Consider the following 20,871-nt stretch of genomic DNA (forward strand, 5'->3'; position numbering starts at 1 on the left):
GAGGGAGTGGGGAAGGGGGAGAGTGGGGGAGTAGGAGACTGAGAGACTGGCAGACTGGGAAAATGGGAAAATCTTCCCTCTTTCCCTCGAACCTCAACATCCATCTGTTAAATCCGTTAAACTCACACCCAGAGCACCATTCTCAATAAGCTTTTTATGGACGAGCAGGATGCCCACCCCACAAGAAAATGCACTTGTTGTGGAACAGGCATCTTGCCTGTTATTGACAATGGTACTCCCCACAAGAAAATGCACTTGTTGTGGAACAGGCATCTTGCCTGTTATTGACAATGGTGCTCCCCACAAGAAAATGCACTTATTGTGGAACAGGCATCTTGCCTGTTATTGACAATGGTGCTCTGGGCGTGAGTTAAATCCATTAAATCCGTTAGACAATGCGTTTCCGAACTTTTTTGTCTATCTCTAGCCTTGATTAGCTTTACCTATTACCCGCCCTCAAATTTTCTGAATGTTCACAGAACTAATTTTGTACTATATTAGTTTATAACGAATTATTTCGCACATTAAATTCACTTTTTATAGGGTCATCTCCTCTAACACTTGCCCCCGCACTCACAAGTGAAAAAAAACCATGCAAATTTCTTCCAATTCTTCTAAATTTAAGAACGGCGATCACAATAACGAAGAAGGCCAATCTTTGTTAAAAAGCGAAGAACGATATAAAAATTTAGTAGCTAATATTCCCGGTGCTGTCTACCGCTGTAGCTGCGACTTTACCGGCAACGGGGGATTAACACGGACAATGGCGTTTTTGAGCGAGGCCGTTCAAGAAATATCAGGCTATCCATCTTCTGATTTTATCAACGATCGCGTCCGTTCTTTTGCCAGCATTATCCATCCTCAAGACCGCAAAAATGTGGATGCTACTGTCAAAAAAAGTGTAGCAACCAGAACTCCGTACATCCTTGAATACCGGATTGTCCGGGCTGACGGCGAAATTAGCTGGGTTTACGAAAAAGGCAAAGCTGTTTGCTGCGAGGCGGAAGAGGCTAGAGGAAAACAAGAGGGACAAGGGGAAATTGAGGGCTTTTTGTCGGCTGTGGTTTCGCCGATATCGCCAGTTTCGCCGATCGCAAATTCTCTGTGTCGGGTTGTTTATCTCGACGGAGTAATTTTGGATATTACTGAACGAAAGCGAGCTGAGGAAAACCTACGAAACACTCAAGATTTTCTCAATGCGGTACTGCAAAATCTGCCGATTAGTGTCTTTATTAAAGATGCTGTAGAGCAAAAATTTATTTATTGGAATACTGCTAGCGAAGAATTGTTTGGCTATTCCAAGGATGAAGTGCTCTTAAACAATGCTGCTGATTTGTTGAAGTCAGAAGAGGCAAATTACTTGCAAGCACAAGATTTAGAAGTGCTAGCAACGAGAAAAGGTATCGATTTGCCAGAAGAAACTATCCAACTTCCACACAGGGGAAAGCGGATTTTGCACACGAAAAAAGTTCCTTTGTTTGACGATTCGGGCGCGCCTAAGTACATTCTGGGTATTGCTGAAGATATTACGGAAAGCAAAAAAAATGAAACCGAGTTGTCGCGGTTGGCTATTGTGGCTCAAAAAACCCAAAATGGTGTGATTATTACTGATGCTCAAGGCTGCATTGAATGGGTGAATGAAGGATTTACTCGGATTAGTGGTTATGTGCTGGCAGAAATGCAGGGAAAAAAACCGGGTGATGTACTGCAAGGCCCTGAAACAGACCCGCTAACTATTGCTCAACTGCGATCTGCTTTAGCTGCAGGCGTGCCGTTTAATCAGGAAATCTACAATTACAAAAAGAATGGAAAGGGTTATTGGGTGGCGCTTTCGATTGCCCCAATTTATCAAAAAAATGGTGATCTCGAAGGTTTTATTGCGGTGCAAACTGATATTACGGATCGCAAGCAAGCAGAGGAAACACTCAGGGAGAGGGAGAATTATTACCGCTGCATTGTCGAGACGGCTTCGGAGGGCGTTTGGATGTTTGACAGCGAAAGTATCACGACTTTTGCTAACTCTCGGATGGGCGAAATGCTGGGGTATACTGTAGAGGAAATGCTGGGGCGATCGCTATTTGAGTTTATAGACTGCGAATCTAGGGAAATAGCTGAAAGTTATATCCAGCGCAGGCGGGAAGGCATTCGCGAACGCCACGATTTTAAGTTTACTCGGAAAGACGGATCTCACTTGTGGGCGATCGTGTCGGCGACGCCAACGTTCGACGGTGAGGGCAAATTTTCCGGGGTTTTGCGGATGATTACCGATATTAGCGATCGCAAACAAGCAGAAGCAGAATTGCGCCAAACTCTCAAAGAGTTGGAATTTGAAAAATTTGCTTTAGATCAATCGGCAATTGTCTCGAATACCGATGAATTCGGAGCCATTACCTATGTCAACGATCAATTTTGCGAACAATTTAAATATTCCCGAGAAGAACTGATCGGCAAAACCCACAGACTTGTCAATTCTGGCTATCACCCAGCCGAGTTTTTCAAGCAGCTTTGGTCAACCATCCGTCAGGGAAAGGTTTGGCGGGGAGAAATGAAAAATCAAGCTAAAGACGGCACATTATTCTGGTTGGATACTACGATTGTACCTTTCTTAAATAGCAGCGGAGAACCCCATCAATATGTAGCAATTCGCAAAGATATTACCGATCGCAAACACGCCGAAGAAGCGGTGCGGCTTTCCGAAAGTCAATTGAGGACTAAAAATCAAGAATTGGCCAAAGCCTTGCGGGACGTGCATAAAACTCAAAGCATGATGGTTCAAAATGAAAAGATGGTAAGTTTGGGGCAATTAGTCGCTGGGGTTGCTCACGAAATTAACAATCCAGTTAGCTTTATTTACGGCAACGTCATGCACGCTGACGATTACTTTAAAGACTTGCTAAAAATGCTCCAACTTTACCAGCAGGAATACCCGCACCCAACACCGGCAATTCAACAAGAAATAGATGATGTCGATTTAAATTTTTTGCTCAAAGATTTGCCGAACCTGTTAAATTCGATGAAAATGGGAGCAGAGCGAATTCGCCAAATTGTGCTGTCACTGAAGAATTTCTCGCGATTAGATGAAGCCGAACAAAAGCAGGTGGATATTCACGAAGGGATTGAAAGCACTTTGTTGATTTTGCAGCACAGGTTGAAAGAAACGGCAGGACATCCAAAAATTACGCTGGTCAAAGAGTTCGGAAATTTGCCACCCGTACAGTGTTATGCAGGACAGTTGAATCAGGTATTCATGAATATTATTGGCAATGCAATTGATGCTTTGGAAGAGGCAATGGAAACTGGACAGTGGGCAGAGGGACAACTGGCGCCTATTCCTTATTGTCCTTCGCCGACGCTGCGGATTTGTACGGATGTAAAATATGAACAGGATGCTTTGATGCAAGCAGATTCTGCTGTTTCTGATGATTCAATGCGGCATCCTTCTCATATTGTGATTCGGATTGCTGACAACGGGCCGGGGATTCCGATAGATGTTCACAAAAGGCTGTTCGATCCGTTTTTTACTACCAAAGAACCTGGCAAAGGTACTGGTTTGGGGCTGTCTATCAGCTATCAAATTGTGGTGGAAAAACACGGGGGGCTGCTTAAGTGCGATTCTGCACCGGGTCAAGGCACGGAATTTGCGATCGAGATTCCTGTAAAAAAAATAGTTAGTTAGGTAGGTGCGCCCATACGCACCCTACAGCTACTAAGTAAGGTGCAATTCCTGCAATAGTTCATCCCCAATTTAGGAAGTTATCAAATGAATTACAACGTAATTTATGACGGCAATTGCAATCTCTGCGTTACCTTGGTACAGTTACTAGAAACCTTAGACCAAGGCAAGCGGTTTGAGTATATTCCCATGCAAGATTTAGAGCAATTAAATCGCTTTGGGATTACGTCTCAAGACTGCGAAATGGGGATGATTTTGATAGATGGCAACACCCCGGAACGGCGCTGGCAGGGCAGCGATGCGGCGGAGGAAATCGGGCGGATATTGCCGGGAGGCGAGGTGTTTGTGGCTGCTTACCGGGCAATGCCGGGGATGAAGTGGATGGGCGATTGCGTGTACGAACAAGTCCGCGATAACCGCTATACTTTGTTTGGCAAGCGATCGACTACTTACAAATCTGTTTATCCCGTTGGCTGTAGGTCGATCGACAATTGCGATAGTTTGAAATAACTCACACTCAAGCACCATTGTCAAGAACAGGCATGATGCCTGTTCCACAAAAATTAAATTTTATTGTGGGCCGTTGCTCAGACGCCACCTCTAAAGGGATTATTAGAAATGGTGCCAGATCATTGATATCAATATACTTAGGATGTGGGGTCAAATCCCTGCTACAATCCCTGGAACTTAACTATTAAACAAACCGAATATCTCGCGGCAAAAGTGTTTGAGCTTTTCGGCAGACTCCGGAGCGGGTTCGGTTGCACCGACAAAACCCCAATTGTCAACGGTAGAAAAGTGCCACTGCTGACCAGTATGATCGTAACCAGCCGCCTCAACCCCGATCGCCCGCCGATATCCTTCCACCGGATCTTGGTAAAATCGGATTTGAATCAAAATGCTGCGGCTTTGCAGCAAGCGACTTCTACCGGGAAAATGGAAGCCAATGTCGATCGAATCTGGATCTACAAGTTCTCTGGTATCCTGGTCATTCATCCAAGGTTTCAAATCGACTTTTGTATCCGGGAATTCGGACTTGAATAAATTAACAACCGCAGCAATTTTGCTGGCAACTTCTATATTTTTGGCTTGTTCGGCAGCGTTCACGCGAAAAACTCCTATCAAATACAGTTATTACAGGATTTAGCTAACAATGTAACTGCATACTGCCTGCTTTAAACAGTGAACTGTGGACTATTTGATAGATACTTAGGAATTGACAAATTTCCAAGTCTGTGTTAAGCACAAGTCATACCATTTGAGATTTTAGATTTTAGATTAAACAATTGGCAATGACTGATTCGGTAAGGGTGGTGAATAAATTTTATCAAAGCGGCAGGGCGATCGCAAATTCCGTCCCTTCTCCCACCACAGACTCACAACTTAAACAGCCTCCGTGAGTTTCTGCCACAATTTGCCGACTGATAGATAAACCTAACCCCGTACCTTTGCCGACTCCTTTTGTAGTAAATAAATTGTCAAATATTCGCGATATAACTTCTTCCCGAATTCCCGTGCCATTATCTCTCATCTTAATTACAACAGTTTGATTTTCATCATCAATCTCAGTTTTGATAGTGATCGTATTAGGATCGAGTTCAATCTGTGCAAAACTCCGACCTTTATTTGATTCATCAAAACAGTCGATCGCATTCGCCAAAACATTCATAAAAACCTGATTCAACTGTCCCAAATAACACTTTACTTTGGGGATATTTCCATAGTTCTTAACTACTTTAATTGCGGGACGCTCTTGATTTCCTTTCAATCGATGCTGTAAAATCATTAAAGTGCTGTCAATTCCTTCATGGATATTTGCAGACACTTTGTGGCTGGTATCGGCACGAGAAAAAGTGCGGAGAGATGTGCTAATGTTACGAATGCGATCGCACCCAACTTTCATCGACGACAGCATTTTTGGTAAATCTTGTATAAGATACTCTAAATCGATATCCTCAGCATCCTGTTCGATTTTTGAGCTAGGAGCGAGCACTTCTTCCTGATACAATTGCAAATGACTAATTAAATCAGCAACAGCAGCCGTAGCTTCGTTAATATTCCCCGCAATAAAACCGACTGGATTGTTAATTTCATGAGCGACACCTGCAACTAAATTGCCCAGGGAAGACATTTTTTCACCTTGAATTAGTTGGAGTTGCGCTTGTTGCAGTTCGGAAAAAGATTTTTCTAACTGTTGAGATTTTTCTTGCTCGCGTGCGTACAAACGAGCATTCTCTATCGCAATAGCAACTTGGGAAACTAATACTTTTAAAACTTCTACCCTGTCTGTGGTAAAAGCTCCGGCTGCCAACTTATTTTCCAAGTAAATAATCCCTTGCAGATTGGATTGATAAATAATTGGCAAGCACAGTATTGATTTAATTTGAAATTCTCTAATGTACGCATCTGCCTTAAAAAGTTCGGCAAAAGTCGCATCCTGCAATACCAGAGGTTTTTGGCTACGGCAAACATAGTTAATGACAGAAACAGGCAACTCTTGACTGTTTTCAAATGGCATAGATTGTAAAACAGTCGCCGTGCTATATGTAGAATTTCCTACAGCTTCGATGCAAAGTCGATCGTCTTTCAGAAGCAGCAGCACGACTTTTTGAGCCGCGGCATTTTCTAAAATAATTTTGATTAATTTTGTCAACAATTTTTCTAGAACAATTTCACTGTTAATCGCTTGCGCCGACTTAATAAAACTAGCCAAGTCTAAGAAATCGCCTAAACTACTACTGGTAGTGCTTCCAGTGGTAGTGGGAGTGAGATGGAGGGTTGGGGTTTGAATTGTGCGCGTCTGTGCTGCTAAGAAAGGATGTGTTGACTCTAAGTCTTTAACTTTTGCGACAGCTCCCCAACAGATGTAGCCGTAATAAGCTTTAGTCAGATATGCTTGAGAAACTATCTCTTTACCCAAAGCTTGATAGAATTCTCCTGCTAATTCATAGGCTAATGCTTCCTCTTGAATGTAACCGTTATTGGCTGCTCCATCAATTGCGCGATCGTACAAATCCATTGCTTGGCTATTTTGCCCCAACACTCGCGCTTTTTCTGCTGCTACCAAGTCGTATTTGTGTTGATAATTCATCGGAGCATGAACTGCCCATTTTTTCATCTTTTTTTGGAAATGTACCACTTTTTTTAGATATTGCTTTTGCTCTCCTTTGCCAGTTGTGGCATACAAAGCGAGGAGACTGAGAGAGTAGTAAAAATTATTCACGGAAACTACATAAAGTCCGGCTGCGGCTTCTTCATATTTTTCAAAAAGTCTTGAATTTTCTAACGCTTGTAAGTAGTTTCGGAAGAGAAAATTAAGCATAGCTTTGGCATTATAAACCAAACAAACTACCATAAAGCTTTTAGCTTCTATTAAAGCGGGGAGCGTTTTTAATTCATTGAAGCTCTCGCCGACTAAATAGCATGGTTCGACAGTTTTGCCACACAAATTGAGGGCGGTCTGTCTCTCTACACTTATATACTGTACAGCCATTTCTAGTTGAGATTGCTGCATTAGTTTCAGATACTTACCTGTCTCCTCTTCAACCTGAGCGAGAGGCTCTCCCATCCACAGCTTATAAGTACAATATATATTAATAGAATAAGCTGCATATTCCAACTCTCCCGTTTCCATGCCGGTTTGAAAACCTTCCTTGATATCGCCTAATCCTGAGTTAAGATCGGTTTTCCATTGTTGAATAAAAGAACCAAAGACTGCATAAACTCTACTTTTGATTGAACGGGATGGAAATTTGTCTAACATCCTAACTGCCAGTTGACCGAATTGGTATGCCAAACTAATGTCCCCTACCTTGTACATAACTACGCCATAAAAAACGTAGGCAATACTCGCGTAAGGCGAATTACCATATTTAATGCACAGCTTGACCATCCGAAATGCCAGCAGCGGTACCAGTCGGGGCTTAGCCTGAATAGCAGTGCTGAGAATCCCTGATAAAATCCGCATGGCTGCTTGTTTGTCGGGCTCAATCATTTCTGGCAAGTTAGCTAAATCCTCAATTCGTTTCAATCGCAAGCTCAGTTTTGTATTAATCAGTCCCGCCACAATATTTAGCGCGTTGGGGTTTTGAGGAAAAGAAATGCCTAACAGTTTCAGCACTTCCAGTCCTGTATTTAGTGATTCTACAAGTCTATTTTGAGCATTGTAAGACTGGATTTGTAGTTCATAAACATTCACTTTTTCCAGTAAGTTTTTAGATTGTTGCAGTACAATATCAACTAGGTTTTTTGAATTTTCATAGTTGACGTTTAAGTATTCAGCTTCTGCTGTTGACTCGTAAATTGCTAACGTTAAGTCATATTGAATTTGCCAACAATCCGGTGGCAATAATTCCATAGCAACCCGCAAATACCTAACAGCACCTTCATAAGCCGCCGCCGCTTTGGCCTTGCGTCCAGCAGTTAAATTTAATTGGGCTAACTGCGTCTTTTCTGCTGGTTGGCTAATCGTGTCAATTCCCACATTCAATTGATTGACGATATCAAAGATGTTTTCTTCTAGCTGGTCAGGTGGAGTATTCTGTAACAGTAATTGACCGATTTTCAAATGGGTGGATTGCTTTTGGTTTTCAGGAATTAACGAATATGCGGCTTGCTGGACGCGATCGTGCAAAAATTTGTATCCCACCCGTGACGTGTCAAAAGTTAGATTAACCGCTTCTCCTTGCGTAAATAGTAAAGGAATACGATAAGCATCACTCAATGGCAGAATTAACCCTGCTTGCAAAGCTGAATAAAGTTCAGTGGCTGTAGTATTAGCTGACTCTTCGCTGACAAGTGACAGCACATCTAGAGCAAATTTATCTCCCACACAAGCTGCTAGCTTCAACACTTTTTGCGTAGCGGCGGGCAGCTTTTCAATGCGACTGGCTACCAGTTCCACCACACTTTTATCGGTAATCCCAATGGCTTGGATTTCATCGATACTCCAATACCACTCGCCTTTACTTACCTCATTTGTAAGGGGATTAAAGTCAAATTTTAAAAGATAGTCTTGATAAAGTGCTTGGAGTAATTGCGTCAAGAAAAAAGGATTGCCCCCCGTTTTATTCCAGATTAACTCTGCTAAATTTGTTACTTTTTCTGTGCAACTGTTGAGTGTTTCAGCGACTAATTCAGTCACATTTGCTAAATCCAGCGGTTGCAGCACGATATTGTTGACAATTGTACCAGTTTTTTCAATCTCTTCTACAATCTGAATTAACGGATGAGTCGGACTAACTTCATTGTCTCGATAAGCACCGATTAGCAACAAATATTGCTGGTCAGGGTCACTTATCAGTATTTGCATCAACTTTAATGTTGCTGAATCAGCCCACTGCAAATCGTCTAAAAAGATAACTAGGGGGTGTTCTTTTCGCGCGAAAACGCGAATAAATTCTTTGAATACCCGATTGAAGCGATTTTGTGCTTCTGTCGGGCTGACTTCCGGCACTTCTGGCTGTTTGCCGATGATTAATTCAACTTCTGGAATTACGTCGGCAATTACTTTGCCGTCTGTTCCCAATGCTGTTAATATTTGAGTCCGCCATATTTCTAATGAAGCGGAACTTTCTGTTAGCAATTGCTGCAGCAAGGAGTTAAATGCTTGGATTAATGAGGCATAAGGAATGTTGCGTTTGAATTGGTCAAATTTACCGCTAATGAAGTAACCTTTTGACCGGGTAATGGGTTTGCTAACTTCGTTGACTACGGCTGATTTACCGATGCCTGAGTAGCCTGATACTAGCATTAATTCGCTGGTTGCTGAGGGGGGCGGGTTTTGTTCTAAGGTTGTTGGTTTTTCTAAGACATTCTTGGCTAAACCCGCCCCAACACGTTCAAATGCTGCTAGCAATTCATTAACCTGATTTTCCCGACCGTACAATTTTTGGGGGATTAACAATTGGCTGAGAATATCTAAGCGTCCGGGGATGAAGTTGGCAATTTTTCCGGTTGTTTCTAACTGATACACACAAATTTCTAAGTCTGCTAACAATCCGGCTGCACTTTGATATCTATCTTCGGCATTTTTTGCCATCAATTTCATCACTATCTCTGAGATGGCGTCCGGTATTTCTGAATTGATTTGATGGGGATATATTGGTTGAACTGCGATGTGGCTGTAAACTATTTCTAAGGGATCGCTGCTTTGAAAAGGCAGTTTACCTGTCAGCATTTCATACAAGGTAATTCCGAGGGAATAAAAGTCGGTGCGGTAGTCGAGGGTGCGATTCATTCTCCCGGTTTGTTCGGGTGACATATAGGCTAATGTGCCTTCGACTGAGTTGGGATTGTTAAATTGCGGGTTTTCTTTGTTCAGTTTTGTGGCAATGCCGAAGTCGGTGAGTTTTACTTTTTTTGTTTGCGAGTTAATTATGATGTTGCTGGGTTTGATGTCTTTGTGGATAATGTGCTGAAAATGCAGGTAGTGTAAGGCTTTGACTATTTGGATGGCGATATTTAAATTTGCTCGCGGGCTCAATGTCTCTCTTTCGAGCAGTTTTGCGAGGGATTCGCCACCAAAGTCTTCTAAAACCAGTCCTAATCGGTGGTCAAATGTTTCGAGACTGATGGCTTTGACGATTTGTTCGCTGTCTAAATTTTTGCGGATTTGATATTCGTGTTTGAGTCTGGTAATGGCTTGGAGTGTGGGATATTCGGCTTTGAGGACTTTCAGAATTGCTGCGAGTCCGTCTGTCGGTGCTTGTCCGCGATAGATTATTGTTTCGACGCCTTCGTGCAGAGTAAAATCAATTTGGTATTTTGATAAGGTTAACATAACTTAACTTAAACTTAGGAGATATAATTATCATTATCTTAACACTACTTTATCTGGAGTTGATGTGATTCAGAGCGTGTATTTTGCGATCTCCAATAACACGGAACATACACTAAGGGAAAACGTGGCAGCGATCGTGGGTGTCAACAAACATCTTAAATGTAATCTCGGTCTTGTTTGTGAGTCCCCAATGCTTGCGCTCCCTCCTAAAAAATGGGGGGGTTGGAGCGGACGCACTCCGCCTTACGCAGGAGGATTGGAGCGGACGCACTCCCGCTTTTTAACGGGATTTGGGGCAGGGGTTTTCAATCGCTGACCACGGTAACTTCACAGATAGTAGAAATTGATGTGGGTTCCGGCAAAATACGCACGCGGGCAAATTTTAAACCACTGACTCCTTGCAGTGATTCCACTATGCCAGTCTGAATTTTTGGCTCTACCCAACCTTCGCGAGACAAATAGCGCAAGTATTGTTGGTACTCTTCCCATTCGTCTTCGGCTGAATAAACTACCGTTAACATTCCTGGCTGGGTAATTCGCTCTTGTACGTCTTTGTCCACGGCTTTTTCGATCCGCTTTTTGACTAGTTCGTAGCGGATGTCGCGAGTGCCTTTTACGTCAAACATTTTTTCGGTGTTTTCGTTGTGAAAAATGTCGATCGTGGTATTCTGCACTAAGACTAAATGTGCGAGTTCCATATTAATTTGAGACTCGGCTTTGAGGCGAAAAACTGTGCGGCCGCAGTCGCAAATTGCTCGCAGTTGTTCGTACCGCAAACTGTGCAGGTGAAACTGGCTGAATTTGGGGTCGATCGACTTTCCTACATAAATCATGTGATCCATGCCGTCAGTGCATTCAATGTCGCAGTAGTGGGGGAGGATTTGCTGCATTTTTTCTTGCCAGCGAGCCCAGGTTTCTTGGAGTTTCATGCCGATTAGGTGCAGCATTTGGTCGTAGCGAGTGCGATCGCTATAAACGCAGTTGTGTTCGTTTTCACAGGCTGCTCGGTAAGCTTCAACGGCTGCCTGAACCCTGGGGTGGCACTGCACAAAATAGTCAAAATACACTTCTAAATGCTCGTTTAAATACTCGGCTGCTCGCACCTCCATATCGACTGTTACTTTTTGTTTTAAATGCTGGATGTAGTCGAGCAAGTCGAGCCGCAGTTGCTCGCCGAGGTGGGTAGTTTGTGTTTGGCAAACGGCATCAGCTATGACTAAACCTAAGCGGAATTGTTCGAGCAAATCAGTTTGAATGGCTCGGTTTCTTTCGTCGCTTGAACCGCGAATGTCCGAAATTCCGTACAGCGGATGAACGTCAGCAAATACGATTGTTTCTGGAGGCAGTCCCCAACTTCGCCTTTCTGCTTCTTGGGCGAACCGCCACTCGACTGCGGGGTGGATGTTGTGAATGTGGGTAAACCGCTCCTGGATGGCTTGCCGGAGGGCTGCAATGAAGGCGGGAATGAGTTCTTGGGCGTGTTGAGCGTCAATGCCGTTGAAGTGGTTGGGCCGATCGCACAACAGCCCCACGACACCCAAAATCCGCTGCCCGCACCCCTCACGGGTGACGGATTTGACTACCAGTGGCACCAGCAGCATCGATCGAGTTCCCATTCTCCGCAAAGTTCGATCGCACTCGGTTTCGCACTCCCTACGCAAGTCTGGCACGTTCCAAACTTGATTTGCTGCTGTGGCCTTCAACAAATGAGAAGCTTCTAGGGAGTGCATTGAATAAAGAATCGGCTGCAAATGTTGGCCATCTTTTGCAACTAATAGCTGTACCTGATCGCCGTCTGGCCGCAGCAACAAAGTGCCGTCAGTATTGAATAGCGATCGCAAACACAGATCGATTCTCTCAAATTTGTCAGGTCGCAGCATCGAATCTTGATCGATCAATAACTGAGTCAGACGGCGAATTTGCTCCTGCACGGTGACATCAAAACCTTCTAGCAGCAGCAAACCTTCTACGCGGTAATTATCCAACTGCAATCGATCGGCTAACTTTTCCAGTTGATTCGGCTGCATCAGCCAAGCTTCCCGTTCCGCAACAGGCATTAATTTTAAAGGAACATCCGCAAATTCATCTATTTTTGAGTCAATCCGAGTAATTTTTAACTGTTCCGAACCGATCCAAAATTCAATAAATCTGGGTTCTCGGTGTTTGGGGTTTTTTACACTCGCCGTGACAGGTTCGTCTAGCACCCGCAAACCGTCGATGTCAATTTGATAATATTGCTTAAATACCCAGTGCAAAAGGTGGCGACGGTACAATTGTTCTGCTGTTTTGCCGCCCCAATCCTCGAACAGTTCCAGCAGAGTGAGGTGGGTTTCGGCAAACCAACCGTTGGTAGATTGAGTTGCCAAAGACGTTTCCTCCCAATCGGCCAAGCGACAAAATGCCGCGTTAGCATAACGCAGGGCAAAAGTTCCCGGTTCCACTACTGCGATTAAAACGCGGCGATCGCCAAGAAATTGAAACAGTCGCTTTAAATCTTGTTTCCACGTTTTCAAGGGTTCCATTTCAGCAGATTGACTAGGTACTTGGCCGGCCAAAGCTTCCAGTAGCTGTTCTATACTTGGTTCGCTGGGCAGATTGTTACTGTCTTGCTTTGTTGGGACGATATCTGTCGCTGGCTGTGATTTTACGGAGTTGTTGTTTTGATGGGAAGACGATTTAGGAGTAGACATGAGTAAAACACCTGAAAGCAGTGGATTTTGCCAAAGAATGTCAGCGATCGGCGATTATGGCTTTGTAAAGAGCTTAGATCCTGTTTGTAAAGTTTGTGTATGGGTATCGGAAACTGGGTGTTTTCTCGGACGATGGGCCCAGGGACTTTTACTTTTATTCACAAACAACCTCTCAGTCTCGACGTTATAGGTGATATTAACGTGTTACCGCCTGGGGGGTAACACCCATTATAAGCGGTAGACAGTAGCGGATAGTGTCAGCAACTAATGCTATTTGACTCAGAGGCGAGATCTATAGCAGGTTTGAGTTGAATGAAGCACAGCCCTGGTAATTGGGAATTGGGAATTGGGAATTGGTAACTTATACGCTCGCGTAGCCCAAGTATTGGTAATTGGTAATTGGCTATCAGCCAGCACGCTGCTTGTCCTTAATTTAGGAAATAAAAGTTGTGGCAAAAATCCAAACATACTTGCTATTGAACAAGCAAATAATTAAAATGTATAATACAGCTAACAGCATTTTGGAAAAGACATAGTTATGGCTATAACGATTAACAACCTCATCGTCGATGTGACGGGATTTCCTGTATTTGCTGGGGGCGGTCCACGTCTTTTGGCATTCGCTACACCAGATGAGATTGACGTAGCGGATGGAAATTTGTCGTCTTTTCCTTGGGGAGTTTGGGGACTCGATGGCAACGATACTATAGGAGGTTCATCGGATTCCAACGAACGGCTGTTAGGAAATAACGGCAATGATATTATCGGCGGTGGGGGCGGAAATGACATAATTTACGGCGGGAAAGATAACGATCTCCTGGATGGAAATGATGGCAACGACGTAGTTAGGGGCGACGCCGGAAATGACCTTATCTTCGGAGGGTTCGGGAACGATATCCTGCGGGGAGGGCAAGGAGACGACGATTTAGAGGGCAATGACGGCAACGATTTCTTGGTGGGCGATCGGGGAGTTGACGTGCTCACGGGAGGCCCCGGTAGTGACATATTTGTGATCAGAAGTAACGATGAAGCCTTTGGTATAAATGGAGCAGATGTCGTTACCGATTTTAACTTTGACGAGGGCGATCGCATCGGTTTGACGGACGGTTTAACAGAACTAGACCTTTTCTTTGAAGACGACAATTTGATTGCTTACGATAACGACGGAATTATCAACGACATGGTGATTGAAAACATCATTACCGGACAGATTGTGGGGTTAGTTTTAAATACCAACAACTTTGAACTTGTCGGTGCATTTGAACAAGCGAGCCCGTTTGCATTGGCAGTTAACGGTTCTCAATTCCAGTTTTTGGCTTAGTGCCAGGTAGGGGACACGGCACTGCCGTGTCCCTACAGATAGCGGGCAATCAATCTATACGCAACCGTACTTTGCCGAAGTGATATTAAAACAGTTCTCCCTTTAAATATTTGTTAGGCTAATCTAAAAGTAGAAATTCAAACTCTGGGAAAGTATATATGACCATTGCCACTCACCCCAAATTAACTGCACTCCCCGAACAGCGGTTGATTTTGCCGCTATCAATGACTTGGGAACAGTTCAAAGCTTTGGATTCATTGCTAGAGTACACTCGCAGTGTTCGCTTGTCTTACCTCGACGGATATGTGGAAATTATGACACTTTCGCCGGAACATGAAACCATTAAATACCTGCTGGCAGGAAGGTTAATGACCTTTTTCGTAGAAAAAGATATTAGTTTTAGACCGACGGGTAGCGCTACACTCCAAGGGGAAGCAAAAGGCAGCAGCAAGGAACCAGATTTATCTTACTATTTTGGCGAAGACCGACGGCAGCGAGAAACACCCGATTTGGCGATCGAACTTGTTTTTACTAGCGGAACTATCCACAAGCTGGAATACTACCGCAGATTTAACGTAGCGGAAGTTTGGTTTTGGGAAGACGGAGTATTTTCGATTTACCAACTGAACTCGGAGGGTTACGATCGCGTTTCTCGGAGTATGCTGTTGCCGGATTTGGATCTAGAATTGCTGGGTAGATGCCTGCAAATGTCTGAAGAAAAAGAAGCTTTGAAAGTGTTTCGGGATGCAGTTCGAGCTGGTTAACCTAGAAGATATACAAATAAAATATTGCATAGTAATGCCAGCAATCGCGGAAATATACGAAATGTACGAAATGTCATAAAAATCGCAATCATCTGAAAACATCCAGCGTTTCTGGTTTTCATAAATTTCATTTTAATCTATACTATTCGGAGTATAAAAAATCTTACTCTTCAGCAATCACCTATGAATAGGGGTTATTCGCGCTTTGATTCCTTCACCAGCATCCTAGCAGGAACAGTAACGGTAGCAGGAATAGTTGTTTTTGCAGCAGCACCCGTTATCGCAAAAACTCCTCAAGAAATTGCCAAATTAGCGATTTCTGCCACCGTTCAAATTAATGGAACCACTGGTCTAGGTACAGGATTTATTATTGCTAAACAAGGTACAACCTACACTGTCCTGACAGCTAACCATGTGGTAGATGATACCAAAGCTACCTATACGATTCGCAGTCATAGGGGAAAAGACTATCCAGTAACCCGTAGTGTATTATTACAGAAAGGCCAGAATGCTCCCGATTTAGCAGTCGTAACATTTAACAGTACAGAATCTTATCCAGTTGTAACTTTAGGCGATTCCGAACAAGCGACAGTTGGAACAGAAATTTTTGTGTTTGGTTATCCAAGTCTTCCCGCTAGCAGAAAAGACCAACCCGATCGCAATTTTGAGTTTTCACCCGGCTATGTTACCAGCCGTCTCCCGACTCATTCAGACGGCTATACTTTGCGCTACAATGCTGTCACGAAAGGGGGCATGAGTGGAGGGCCTGTATTTGATGGAGAAGGGCGTGTAGTTGGGATTCACGGAGAGGGCGATCGCGATGACGATACAAGAGTCACTGACGGAAAAGTTATGACAGGTTTAGCGTTTACTAAAACCGGGTTTAATTCTGCGATTCCTATTAACACTTTTATAGCTAAATTGTCGGATGCAGGTTTAAATCGTTCTGCTATTTTGGTGAATACTTCCACCGCCACTAACGCACCTCTGAAACTGAACAATCCCCAAGATGCTAAGACTTATTACGTTCGCGGTTTAAGTCGGTTTGACAAGGGAGATTTGTCAGGGGCTGTTGCCGATTTTAACCAAGCAATTCAAACTCAATCCGATTATTCTGAAGCTTATTTCTATCGAGCCCTCGCTTATTCCGATTTGAGACAAATGCCCAAGAGTATCGCTGATTATAGCAAGGCGATCGCCCTAAATGCCGTTTATGTTGACGCTTACTACAATCGGGGGCTGGTTTTGTCAGCAATGGGAGATAAACCGGGGGCGATCGCCGATTATACTCAAGTCATCCGCTTGGATAGAAACTTTGCAGCGGCTTACAACAACCGAGGATTAGCACTTTCGGACTTGGGCGATCAAAAAGGAGCGATCGACGATTTCAATCAAGCCCTGCAAATTAATCCCGGTCGCGCCAACACTTATTTTAACAGAGGATTAGCGCTGTTTCGCATCAATAACGATCGCTCTGCCTTAGCTGATTACACTCAAGCAATTCAACTCAATCCCAATTATGCTAAGGCTTTTGCTAACCGAGGAATTACGTTGGTGAGAATGGGAGACAGACAAGGGGCGATCGCAGATTTGCAGCAAGCGGCTCGTTTATTTAGGGCTCAAGGAATGAATGCAGATGCTCAAAAAGCATTAGATTTGATTGGTCAATTGCAAAAGTCAAATTGATTTGATCTTGTGTACCTGTCGCAATATTCCGGTACTCCAAAATTAGAAATATTTCGCCAGTCCGGCATTCGCAATACTCCGACAGTCCGGCAGGGGTTTAAACCCCTGCCTCAAAGCTGAAGTCCTCTAAATAGGACTAATATCAAATCCGATTAATTGCACAGAATATTTGTAGGGAAACGGCACTGCCGTGTCCGTATCCGCCGTAGGGAAACTATCGAAATAAATACAGAAAGAGCACACAGCAGTGCTGTGTCCCTACCAAATATCTGTATTACGATCCGTCGCTCGGCATTTCAGTCCTTTTCAAAGGACTTTCGCTATGAGACGGGGGTTTAAACCCCCGTGGGACCCGATAACAAACGCGAGAATTAATATTACTCTTCCCCTAAAACCGCACCGTCAGCAAAATCACCCGCCGAGGCTGATCTTCCGCTTCAACAGTAAACTCAACACGCCCAAAACCTCTGGGCCCCGGTTCAACTAAATCATAGCGAGATGTCACCGTACCGGCGGCTGTATCGTATTGAGCAAAAACAGCACCAGGATTCCTCCCAGCAGACGCATCCGCATCTCCTCCCCAAACACCCCAATCATCATCATCCACTCGCGATCTACTTGGCAATAGTGATGCTGCAATTTGTGGAGGCGTGAGTCTTTGATCCGCTAAGACTTGTTGAGCATTATGAATAGCGCACATTGTCGGCCCAGAAATTTTGGTATCGCTATATTGATTTTGCCACATTTGCACAAAGCCAAAGCCAACATTTGGGCCGACTTGCTCCTGTCTTTGCCGGCCCCACAGCCGACTTACAGATAGAGTATTATCCTCCTCGCTCTTGCCTACCTGACCTAATTCAGTTCTTTTGCTAGTAAAATTGCGATCGACAAATTCTTTATCTGCCCTGCGAATAGCGTTTGCTGCCGCTGGTTTTATTTGACTGCTAACATTAGTATTTCCTTGTAAGATTGGTGATAGAACGCCGGGGATGGGCTGTGCTCCACAATATTTTTGAATACCGTTAAAAACGCGCTCGGCTGATAAGGCACTAATCGGAAATTCTAGGGAATAAGCCTCGGCCGGTTTGGGGAAAAAGATGCCGGATGTTGCGGAAGCAGTAAAAGAAGCCCCACCCCATATGACGATCCGGTTAAATTGACGGCGGCTAATACTCATAATTTATCTACTCCCTGGAGAGCCTGCCCCTGGTATAATAGCGAGCCAGAAGAAGTAGTACCATTTATTGCTACAATTTGTTGCCCTAGAGCAATAGATATCAACAGCCACACTTTTTCCGTTACTAACATCGACCAGCATTGTATTGACCCTTCCATCTTTTCCTACTTGGGAAGCTACTTGATTTCCATCTACATAAACATCTATTTTCGCAGGGGGTAGACCATCCCCATCCGCAACTCCATACTCTATTCGGAGAGAGGCGGGACCACCAGGAAGTTGACAAGTCCAACCAGCACCGTTACTCGCCCATATCAACAAACGACTGGTGTATATTTCTCTACCTATGGAAACATCCCGAGCTTGTTCTTGATAATTGGGAAACCCTCTATGAACACAGTTGAGTTCGAGCAAAAAGATCGGGCGCTGGGCCTGAGCCACTTGTGCGCCAACTGTCGCTAAAGTAAAAGACAACACCCCAGCAGACAACAAACCGCTGAGCCACCGAACTCGCTTCATATAAATATCCTGCTAATACCTTAATCAATTAATATAAAGGATGAGCTGTGTAGGAAAAGTCCTGACTTTAGATAGATGACAACATCAAAAATGTCACAATTGTACGAAATGTCAGGTATAATGAATGGCGTAAACTCCAGCTTCTCCCTAATCTATGGATATTGCCGAAGTTTTGACACTGGCAGATGAGCTAATTTTTGCTAAGACGGGAAAGCATTTAGATTACGTGCAAGAAGCTATTTTGCGGGGAACGTTACAAGACACAACTTACACGCAAATTGCTCAAGAAGTTTACTCAAGTCCAAGTCATGTTAGAAATGTCGGATCGCAACTTTGGAAAATACTTTCTAAAGAATTAGGAAAAAATATTACTAAAACAAATTTTAGGGCTGTATTAGAAAAGGGTATAGTTTATAATTATCAATCAAGTATTGTTGAAAATATAACAGGTGAGAATATAACAGTTAATAAAAACCTTAATGTTTGTCGTGAAAAAGCCCGATCGCCCAAAACACCTCAAAACCCCGAACCAACAGCTAAACAGCCCCGCATCGACTTAGACGACGCACCAGAAATCTCGACATTTTTCGATCGCACATCCGAACTTTCCACCCTCAAACAATGGATTTTGGGCGATCGCACCCGTCTCATCAGCATCTTAGGATTAAGCGGAAGCGGCAAAAGTGCGATCGCCCTGCAACTAATCCAACACATTCAATATGAATTTGACTGTATAATCTGGCGAAGCCTCCGCAACGCGCCACCCCTCCAAACACTCCAAACCGACTTAATTCAATTCTGTAGGGGCGGTGCCCCCGTGCCCGCCCCCGAAGAAAGGGCAACCACGGGGGGATTGCCCCTAGAATATTTGCGATCGCACCGCTGTCTGATCGTCCTCGATGATGTGCAAACAATTTTCAGCAGCCAACAACTAGCAGGAAACTATCAACCAGGATATGAAAATTACGGCACTTTCTTCAAGCAAATAGCAGAATCATGTCACAACAGTTGCATAGTTTTGATTAGTTGGGAAAAACCCAGAGAAATTGCAGCATTAGAAAGCCACCCGAAAAATTGTCAAACATTGCAACTCAATGGTTTAGGCGAACCAGCGCGAGAAATATTCACAGAAAAAGGTCTAGCCGAATCTGAAAAATGGTCAGAATTGATAGACCTTTACCGAGGCAATCCCTTGTGGTTGAATACAGTAGCTGCTGCTATTCAAGACTTATTTAGCGGCAATATTTCTGAATTTTTATCCTATGATAGCCTAGTTTTAGGAGACTTAGAATATTTATTGCACCAACATTTTCAGCGCTTGTCAGACTCCGAAAAACAAGTAATGTCCTGGTTGGCAAATCAAATCAAAGCAGTCGAAATATCCAAAAAACCAGCCCTTCTGGAATTATCCCCTTCAGAATTCCTCAAAGCCGTCGAATCCTTGAGACGGAGGTTATTAATCGAAAAAGTCCAAAAGGGCGATCGCACCCTCTTCACAGTCCAACCAGCGATCGCAGAATACATAAAAACCAACATCAAATAACTTCAAAACCTCCAACTATAAAAACTATCGCCCTTCTACATAAAAGAGTGATAGCCTGTTTTTTGGGGAAGTGATCTCGCTTTAAATCAATATTCAAGCAAACAGCAAGTTTTCTACTAGAGTTTTAGGTTTTGGGATAGATTTACCATCTACCTGATATTCTTCAACTAAAAGCTCTAATACCTCTATTGCATTTTGCAAAGCTTCTTCGTAGGTATCTCCATGAGTGTGGAACTGCTGAGATGGAAAATCAGGTAAGTGAACGAGGTAGCAGTTATCTTCATCCGACCATTGAATAACAATTATATAAGGTAATTTCATGATTCAGGTTCCTCTTCTTCAATTGCTTTCAATCTTCCAATTTTTCGATTTACTTCTCTCTCTAAATACAGTTTCGCATCATCGCCATCATTTCCAGCAAGGGTAATTGGTTCATGATAGTAGTAAAGGATGAACCCATCTTGTAGGGCTGCCTTTTGCCGAACGATAAGTAAACCCAGCTTTTAGCAGCAGGCTTTTGAGTTCTCGAATCTTTTTGGGCATAAGCAGACATTAAAATTGTGGCAAGGTGACGGAAATACTTTAATCATATTCCAGAAAGTAGGGTTTGTCCAAACGGACCCTACTACATGAATTTGAATTAGTTTCAGCATCAATCCGCGTTCATCAGCCGTTAGAAAATAAAAACATTCAACTTTCAGCAAAACCCCAATCCAA

Annotated in this window: 12 protein-coding genes; 6 read left to right on the plus strand and 6 right to left on the minus strand. The window is 43.6% G+C overall.

What is annotated here, in order from left to right; genetic code table 11:
* Positions 1 to 592: 592 nt before the first annotated feature.
* Both QUA74_RS14060 and QUA74_RS14065 read left to right on the plus strand, forming a co-directional pair.
* Positions 593 to 3,676: a PAS domain S-box protein gene (locus tag QUA74_RS14060; protein ID WP_333329704.1), complete on the plus strand. Its 3,084-nt coding sequence runs from the start codon at positions 593 to 595 to the stop codon at positions 3,674 to 3,676.
* 84 nt (positions 3,677 to 3,760) lie between these two features.
* Complete coding sequence (locus QUA74_RS14065) at positions 3,761 to 4,183, plus strand: DCC1-like thiol-disulfide oxidoreductase family protein (protein ID WP_333329707.1); 423 nt, start codon at positions 3,761 to 3,763, stop codon at positions 4,181 to 4,183.
* Between the two features lie 177 nt (positions 4,184 to 4,360).
* On the opposite strand, the gene QUA74_RS14070 is transcribed toward QUA74_RS14065, so the two are convergent.
* The 3 genes from QUA74_RS14070 to QUA74_RS14080 form a co-directional block, all read right to left on the minus strand.
* The gene (locus QUA74_RS14070; protein ID WP_333329710.1) at positions 4,361 to 4,780 is read right to left on the minus strand and encodes a hypothetical protein; all 420 of its coding nucleotides are present in this window, start codon (positions 4,778 to 4,780) and stop codon (positions 4,361 to 4,363) included.
* Between the two features lie 220 nt (positions 4,781 to 5,000).
* Positions 5,001 to 10,454 carry a protein kinase domain-containing protein gene (locus QUA74_RS14075; RefSeq protein WP_333329712.1) on the minus strand — a complete coding sequence of 1,818 codons (5,454 nt, stop codon included), beginning with the start codon at positions 10,452 to 10,454 and terminating at the stop codon, positions 5,001 to 5,003.
* 305 nt (positions 10,455 to 10,759) lie between these two features.
* Entirely contained in the window at positions 10,760 to 13,144 is a 2,385-nt protein-coding gene (locus QUA74_RS14080; RefSeq protein ID WP_333329716.1) for a GAF domain-containing protein, read from the minus strand.
* A 538-nt stretch (positions 13,145 to 13,682) separates the two neighbouring features.
* On the opposite strand from QUA74_RS14080, the gene QUA74_RS14085 reads away from it, so the two are divergent.
* From QUA74_RS14085 to QUA74_RS14095, 3 genes are all read left to right on the plus strand, one after another.
* Positions 13,683 to 14,465 carry a calcium-binding protein gene (locus QUA74_RS14085; protein WP_333329719.1) on the plus strand — a complete coding sequence of 261 codons (783 nt, stop codon included), beginning with the start codon at positions 13,683 to 13,685 and terminating at the stop codon, positions 14,463 to 14,465.
* A gap of 158 nt (positions 14,466 to 14,623) precedes the next feature.
* Positions 14,624 to 15,229: a Uma2 family endonuclease gene (locus tag QUA74_RS14090; protein ID WP_333329723.1), complete on the plus strand. Its 606-nt coding sequence runs from the start codon at positions 14,624 to 14,626 to the stop codon at positions 15,227 to 15,229.
* 183 nt (positions 15,230 to 15,412) lie between these two features.
* Positions 15,413 to 16,915: a tetratricopeptide repeat-containing serine protease family protein gene (locus tag QUA74_RS14095; protein WP_333329727.1), complete on the plus strand. Its 1,503-nt coding sequence runs from the start codon at positions 15,413 to 15,415 to the stop codon at positions 16,913 to 16,915.
* Positions 16,916 to 17,303: 388 nt separating this feature from the next.
* Here QUA74_RS14095 and QUA74_RS14100 read toward each other — a convergent pair whose 3' ends face one another.
* Both QUA74_RS14100 and QUA74_RS14105 read right to left on the minus strand, forming a co-directional pair.
* Positions 17,304 to 18,092, minus strand: a complete 789-nt coding sequence (locus QUA74_RS14100; protein WP_333329730.1) for a Tat pathway signal protein — start codon at positions 18,090 to 18,092, stop codon at positions 17,304 to 17,306.
* 3 nt (positions 18,093 to 18,095) lie between these two features.
* A complete protein-coding gene (locus QUA74_RS14105; RefSeq protein WP_333329732.1) occupies positions 18,096 to 18,611 on the minus strand; it encodes a hypothetical protein in 516 nt (171 codons plus the stop codon).
* 154 nt (positions 18,612 to 18,765) lie between these two features.
* Between QUA74_RS14105 and QUA74_RS14110 the strand changes: the two genes are divergently transcribed.
* Positions 18,766 to 20,154, plus strand: coding sequence for an NB-ARC domain-containing protein (locus QUA74_RS14110; protein WP_333329735.1), 1,389 nt, complete (start codon positions 18,766 to 18,768; stop codon positions 20,152 to 20,154).
* A gap of 93 nt (positions 20,155 to 20,247) precedes the next feature.
* Here QUA74_RS14110 and QUA74_RS14115 read toward each other — a convergent pair whose 3' ends face one another.
* On the minus strand, positions 20,248 to 20,475 hold the full coding sequence (locus QUA74_RS14115; protein ID WP_333329738.1) for a type II toxin-antitoxin system HicB family antitoxin: 228 nt from the start codon (positions 20,473 to 20,475) through the stop codon (positions 20,248 to 20,250).
* Positions 20,476 to 20,871 lie beyond the last annotated feature (396 nt).

It is taken from the genome of Microcoleus sp. LAD1_D3 (genome assembly GCF_036702135.1).
Taxonomy (GTDB): domain Bacteria; phylum Cyanobacteriota; class Cyanobacteriia; order Cyanobacteriales; family Microcoleaceae; genus Microcoleus.